This is a genomic window from Nostoc sp. (genome assembly GCF_036917755.1).
Classification (GTDB): Bacteria; Cyanobacteriota; Cyanobacteriia; order Cyanobacteriales; family Nostocaceae; genus Nostoc.
Window position 1 is genome coordinate 1 of record NZ_JBALFC010000069.1, and the last position, 4593, is coordinate 4593.

Below are 4593 nucleotides of genomic sequence, written 5' to 3' on the forward strand. Positions count from 1 at the left end.
GGTTTGGTCTCTACTACCACTGGCAAGGGTTTTGCCATCTGGGCTGATGGCGACGGAATTAACCCAGTCAGAATGCCCTGTGAGGGTGCGGATTTGCTCTCCGGTTGCGAGATTCCACAGTTTGATGGTTTGGTCTCTACTACCACTGGCAAGGGTTTTGCCATCTGGGCTGATGGCGACGGAATTAACCCAGTCAGAATGCCCTGTGAGGGTGCGGATTTCCTCTCCGGTTGCGAGATTCCACAGTTTGATGGTTTTGTCCCAACTACCACTGGCAAGGGTTTTGCCATCTGGGCTAAAGGCGACGGAATAAACCAAGTCAGAATGCCCTGTGAGGGTGCGGATTTCCTCTCCGGTTGCGAGATTCCACAGTTTGATGGTCTTATCATCACTACCACTGGCAAGGGTTTTGCCATCTGGGCTGATGGCGACGGAATTAACCAAGGCAGAATCTTCTTTGAAGGTGCGGATTTGCTCTCCGGTTGCGAGATTCCACAGGTCGATGGTGTTGTAAATATCACCACTACTAATGACAATAGTTTTACCATCTGGGCTGATGGCAACGGAATGAACCCAGCCATAACCCCCTGTGAGGGTGCGGATTTGCTCTCCGGTTGCGAGATTCCACAGTTTGCTGTCATCACTACCACTGGCAAGGGTTTTGCCATCTGGGCTGATGGCGACGGAATTAACAGGTTGAGAATACGCTTCCAGCGTTTTGACTAGAGTAATTGTTGCAATCAGTTGTGGCGAGTCTCTAATTACAGGAAAAAACAAAAATCCTATTATTGAAGCCTGCATTATTATTCCATACCCGACGATCCCAGTAACACAGAAACCCCAAAGCAGCCGCTTTACTGTTGGTGGGATCGTTGCGGGAATTTTTTTTGATGGTAAAATTACTGTCATAGATGATGCTGCTGCAATGACTAATTGGGTTGGGGTTACTGAAGGTGGCGGGGGATTTAAATCTTGTAAAACTTCCGCCGCCGACTGATAACGCTGCTGGTATTCTTCTTGCAACAATCTATCCAGCATCCGCCCCAAATCCTGACTCACTGGTTTTTGCAAATACTGTCTCCAACTAGCAACCCAACCATAACCTTGTCGTTTCCACAGTTCCCAAGGGTGAATTCCAGTCAACAGGTGAAAGCAAGTTGCACCAACATTATATAAATCACTGGCTGGATAAGCTTCACCTCCCTGCATTTGTTCTAATGGCGCATAACCAAAAGAACCGATCGCTGTTCCTGGTTGCGTCATCACCGTTGCTGTCAGTTGTTTAGATACACCAAAGTCAATCAGCACCAACTTACCATCACCGGGACGAATGATATTCTCTGGCTTGATATCGCGGTGAATGACTTTTTGTTGATGAACTGTTTTGAGAATATCTAACAAATCAAGCAATAATTCTCTGACTTTTTGCTCATTGAAAATTCCCTGCTGTTGTAATTCCGCCAATAAATTCTGCCCGTCGATAAACTCTTGCACCAAATACAGACGATTATCTTCGTTAAAATACGCCAACAGTGTGGGAATTTGGCGATGGTTTCCTAACTGTTGCAGTCGCTTTGCTTCTTGCTCAAATAGTTCTGTGGCCTTTTGCAGTGCGCCTGTTCCCTGAACTTGCGGTGCAAATTGCTTGATTACACAATGCTCATTTAGTTTGTCGATATCTTCTGCCAAATAAGTTTGACCAAATCCTCCACCACCTAATGATTTAATTGGGCGATAGCGGTTTCTCAACACCACCAATCCTGTACCGCAGTTAGAGCAAAACATTGTGCGATAGCTATTGGGCGGATTGTGGCAATCTGGATTAAGGCAGCAGATCATAAACTGTGCTTTTATTGGCAAATGTAATTATTATCACTTAACTATAAGCTATTCATTTGAGAAATCACAGAATAGTAGATAAATTGAGTTATTCGCAGCAAGCAAGTTGCAAACCAGTCGCCATCTAGGTTTATATTATCTATGTCACAATTGAGGAACAGACAATTTACCCAACATACGCACAAGCTATAGCCTGTCTACGTGTCTGCCAGATGTTGTCTAACACCTATCGAAGTATTGAGCTATTTCGCTTTGATGACCAAACCTGAGTTGTATTTATTTTTGTCAATGAGGAACTCCAAATCATTGTACCCGCTAATGGAAACTGGAGGTTTTTAAATGCGACCAAATTTTGAAGCAATGACTAACAAAGAACTAATAGCTTACGCATTTGCACACCGGGAAGATGTAGAGCCTTTGAGTGTTTTGTATGGCCGCCGCACTCCTGACTCGGAAGCAACATGGTACGGGCCAATGGTAGCTGAAGATGGTACGCCAATAGAAGAAAATATTCGCATTGCAGAAGAAGCAATTAGGCAACGCATTGAGCAAGCAAATCAAAGCAAGCAAGATTCTGAAAGTTAAAAATAAAAGATAGGCTAAAAATTATGAACAACACAGAAGTTCGTCAGCAAATCAACCAATATCTAGATGTATTATCTTCAGAACGGCTACAACTGGTTGCTGACTTTTTAGCATATCTAGCAGATAAAGAGAGCGAAGACGCTACCCAAGAGTTGCTTGATATCCCTGGATTTATTGAATCCTTTGAAAGAGGTAAAAAAGATATTGCTGAAGGTCGGGTAAAAAACTGGAGAACAATTCGATCTGATGTATAACGTTGTGTTATCCGCTAAAGCCGAGGAGATTTATGCTACAGCAGACCAAGCTTTAGCCAAAAAGGTTGCTAGGTGCTTTGAGCAACTAGAACAAAATCCTCGGTTTTATCCTAATGTTAAACCTCTCAAAGGTGACTTTGCAGGTTATTATCGCTATCGCATTGGTGACTATCGAGTAATCTATCAAGTTGATGATGGAACAAATCAAGTTATGGTAACTAATATTGCTTATCGACGAGAAGCTTATGAATAAATATGAAATATACAATCGTGATTCAATGGTCAGAGGCAGACCAATGTTATGTGGTTTCGCTACCTGAGTTTACGGATATAATGCAGCCTTGCACTCACGGAGAGACTTACGAAGACACTCTTAAAAATGCTCAGGAAGTTTTAGAAATGCTGATTGAATCATCTTTGGCTGACGGTGAACCTCTACCAGAGCCAAAAATATTCGGAATGTCATTAAAAGTGGCGTTGTAAATCAGTAAAATTAAATAAAAAGAGGTAATCTCATGACTACATCTGTAAATACAGCCAAAGTATACGATGAAATTATAGAGTTTATTGCTGCTGGAACCACTCCCCAAAGCGTTATCGATTTCAAACTCTCGGATGCAGCCAAAGACCGTTTAGAGGATCTCGTTTACCGCGCAAAAACTGAAGGTCTTACAGGAAGTGACCAGCAAGAGTTAGATCGTTTCCTCACGTTAGAGCATATTATGAGGTTGGCAAAAGCAAAAGCTCATCAGTACATTAACCCTAAGTAAGTATTCAATATGTCTCATCCATATATTAAAGTAGAACTGCGGCGTTTAGTTAGCGATCGCGCCGCGCATCTATGCGAGTATTGTTTATATCCAGAAGGAGACGGCTTAGGCTTTCAAGTTGACCATATAATCAGTGTCAAACACGGCGGGGCTACAACAGCAGATAATCTCTGCTATGCCTGTATTTTCTGTAACCTCCAAAAAGGGACGGATTTAGGCTCAATTAATTGGCAAACTGGCGAACTTGTGCGGTTTTTTAACCCACGCAGAGACTTTTGGGGTAAGCATTTCCGGCTAGATGAGGCTGTAATTCAGCATCAAACAGATATCGGTGAAGTGACTGCACGCATTCTAGATTTTAACGGCGATGAAAGGCTTCTAGAACGACAAGCTTTAATGGCATCTGGTCAATATCCATCAGCATCGGCGCTAAAACAGATAAATAAATAGGTTATGATGTGCGATCGCGTTTACAAATGGGAACTCTATACTTAGCAACTATTGCTACTTCACCATTAGAACTACCAAGTTGAAAACATAATGTCCTATCAAAATATGGCCGCAGCCCTTACGCCAGAAGATATCCAAGAAATTAAAGTCGCGCTACAGACAGTCCAAAAGAAACTGCCCTTTCTGATTACTCTCAGCACACAAGAACGGCGCAAGTTGGTAAAAATGGGTGATAAAAGCCTAGCTTTTGTAAACAATAGCGTCACTGCTGCTCAATCTAACCGCGAAATTCTTCCACCCACTTTTGACGTTGAAGAAATGGTTCGGGATTATCAGCTAGCCACTACGCTCACTGAACTTTTAATTTCAATCCAGCAAATCAGCGAACAGGTAGATGATACTTTACTTGCAGTCGGAAGTGAAGCTATGACTAGCAGTTTGACACTTTATGACTATGTGAAGACAGCATCAAAAAAGACTCCAGGCTTAAAAATTGTCGCTGAACAGTTGGGCGAACGTTTTAAAGCTATTAAAGGTAGACCGACTAAAGCTGTGTCCGGTTCTTGATAAATTAATACTCATTAATGAGTCTTTGAACTTCATTAATGAGTCTTTGAACTCCATTAATGAGTCTTTGAACTCCATTAATGAGTCTTTGAACTCCATTAATGAGTCTTTGAACTCCATTAATGAGT

Annotated in this window: 9 protein-coding genes; 8 read left to right on the forward strand and 1 reads right to left on the reverse strand. The window is 42.2% G+C overall.

Features of this window, described 5'->3' with window-relative positions; all coding sequences use genetic code 11:
• Nucleotides 1–1839, reverse strand: a 1839-nt coding sequence (locus V7L05_RS16885; RefSeq protein ID WP_335165633.1) for a serine/threonine-protein kinase, incomplete at its 3' end; no start/stop codon positions are given.
• Between the two features lie 164 nt (nucleotides 1840–2003).
• On the opposite strand from V7L05_RS16885, the gene V7L05_RS34730 reads away from it, so the two are divergent.
• From V7L05_RS34730 to V7L05_RS16920, 8 genes are all read left to right on the forward strand, one after another.
• Complete coding sequence (locus V7L05_RS34730) at nucleotides 2004–2108, forward strand: DUF6888 family protein (protein WP_442937866.1); 105 nt, start codon at nucleotides 2004–2006, stop codon at nucleotides 2106–2108.
• 70 nt (nucleotides 2109–2178) lie between these two features.
• A complete protein-coding gene (locus V7L05_RS16890) occupies nucleotides 2179–2424 on the forward strand; it encodes a DUF6887 family protein (RefSeq protein WP_335165634.1) in 246 nt (81 codons plus the stop codon).
• A gap of 23 nt (nucleotides 2425–2447) precedes the next feature.
• Nucleotides 2448–2678, forward strand: a complete 231-nt coding sequence (locus V7L05_RS16895; protein ID WP_229464048.1) for a hypothetical protein — start codon at nucleotides 2448–2450, stop codon at nucleotides 2676–2678.
• Nucleotides 2671–2931, forward strand: a complete 261-nt coding sequence (locus tag V7L05_RS16900; protein ID WP_335165636.1) for a type II toxin-antitoxin system RelE family toxin — start codon at nucleotides 2671–2673, stop codon at nucleotides 2929–2931. Before V7L05_RS16895 ends, V7L05_RS16900 begins: the two co-directional genes overlap by 8 nt.
• A 2-nt stretch (nucleotides 2932–2933) precedes the next feature.
• Nucleotides 2934–3161: a type II toxin-antitoxin system HicB family antitoxin gene (locus V7L05_RS16905; RefSeq protein WP_335165638.1), complete on the forward strand. Its 228-nt coding sequence runs from the start codon at nucleotides 2934–2936 to the stop codon at nucleotides 3159–3161.
• A gap of 32 nt (nucleotides 3162–3193) precedes the next feature.
• The gene (locus V7L05_RS16910; protein WP_335165640.1) at nucleotides 3194–3448 is read left to right on the forward strand and encodes a hypothetical protein; all 255 of its coding nucleotides are present in this window, start codon (nucleotides 3194–3196) and stop codon (nucleotides 3446–3448) included.
• Nucleotides 3449–3457: 9 nt separating this feature from the next.
• Nucleotides 3458–3898 carry an HNH endonuclease gene (locus tag V7L05_RS16915; RefSeq protein WP_335165642.1) on the forward strand — a complete coding sequence of 147 codons (441 nt, stop codon included), beginning with the start codon at nucleotides 3458–3460 and terminating at the stop codon, nucleotides 3896–3898.
• Between the two features lie 90 nt (nucleotides 3899–3988).
• A complete protein-coding gene (locus V7L05_RS16920; protein WP_335165644.1) occupies nucleotides 3989–4465 on the forward strand; it encodes a hypothetical protein in 477 nt (158 codons plus the stop codon).
• Nucleotides 4466–4593: the final 128 nt, after the last annotated feature.

Coding starts and splice junctions, on each gene's coding strand:
- V7L05_RS16890 (WP_335165634.1), top strand. CDS start 2,179: ATGCGACCAAATTTTGAAGCAATGACTAACAAAGAACTAATAGCTTAC.
- V7L05_RS16895 (WP_229464048.1), top strand. CDS start 2,448: ATGAACAACACAGAAGTTCGTCAGCAAATCAACCAATATCTAGATGTA.
- V7L05_RS16900 (WP_335165636.1), top strand. CDS start 2,671: ATGTATAACGTTGTGTTATCCGCTAAAGCCGAGGAGATTTATGCTACA.
- V7L05_RS16905 (WP_335165638.1), top strand. CDS start 2,934: ATGAAATATACAATCGTGATTCAATGGTCAGAGGCAGACCAATGTTAT.
- V7L05_RS16910 (WP_335165640.1), top strand. CDS start 3,194: ATGACTACATCTGTAAATACAGCCAAAGTATACGATGAAATTATAGAG.
- V7L05_RS16915 (WP_335165642.1), top strand. CDS start 3,458: ATGTCTCATCCATATATTAAAGTAGAACTGCGGCGTTTAGTTAGCGAT.
- V7L05_RS16920 (WP_335165644.1), top strand. CDS start 3,989: ATGTCCTATCAAAATATGGCCGCAGCCCTTACGCCAGAAGATATCCAA.